Source organism: Nocardia sp. SYP-A9097, from assembly GCF_009649815.1.
Lineage (GTDB): Bacteria > Actinomycetota > Actinomycetes > Mycobacteriales > Mycobacteriaceae > Nocardia.
In genome coordinates this window covers 1-732 of record NZ_WJIC01000095.1, presented here as the reverse complement: position 1 = coordinate 732, position 732 = coordinate 1, and the positions used below count along the sequence as shown (strand labels likewise).

At 67.3% G+C, this 732-nt stretch carries 1 protein-coding gene; it reads right to left on the bottom strand.

Features of this window, described 5'->3' with window-relative positions; all coding sequences use genetic code 11:
* Positions 1-721, bottom strand: a 721-nt coding sequence (locus GFY24_RS40890) for an HNH endonuclease signature motif containing protein (protein WP_228567177.1), incomplete at its 3' end; no start/stop codon positions are given.
* Positions 722-732: the final 11 nt, after the last annotated feature.

Genomic DNA, 732 nt, shown 5'->3' with positions numbered 1-732 from the left:
TGGGATCGATGTGCGGGGGCGCGATCCACGCGGTGCGGCCCGGAAACGCGGTATCAGGGCCGAGTTTCACCGTTTTCCAGCCGCCGGGACCGTCGTGGACCTGGGCATGGCAGCTATCGCACGCCAAAGTCAGGTTCTCGATATCGGTCTTGCCGTTCTTGGACCACTCGGTGAGGTGATGCACCTGGGCGCGCGAGGCCGGGGCGGAGCAGTTGGGTCGGGTACAGCCCCGTTCGGTCGCGATCAGCGCGAGGCGTTGGGCCTTGGTCGCGGTGCGGGATTCACGCCCGACATGCAGGGGCATGCCCGCGTGGTCGAACACCATGAGGAACCGCTTCGACTGCTGTGCCAGCTCCAGGGCCTCGCTGATCGGGACGGTGCCACCGGTGGCGAGGGTGGCGACCCCGGCCGCGCGTTCGACATCGGCGATGCTGATCGTCATGATCGCAGCGACCGGTACCCCGCGATGCGAACCCCGCTTCGCCGGGCCACCGAGTTCGGGACGCAGAAACCCCAGCAGCGCATCATGATTGCGTTGCGCGGGAGTACGGGTATCACGGGCGGCGGCCGCTTGCAGGCGCGCGTCGTCGGTGGCGTCCTGTGCTGTCCACGGGCTGTCGGTGTCGGCGGGGTTGCACATGCCCGGGCGCGCGAACTTGGCCAGCATCGCATCGAACAACACCCGGGTTTGCGGGGTGAGATCAGCAGTCAGACTCGACATTCCATCCATCT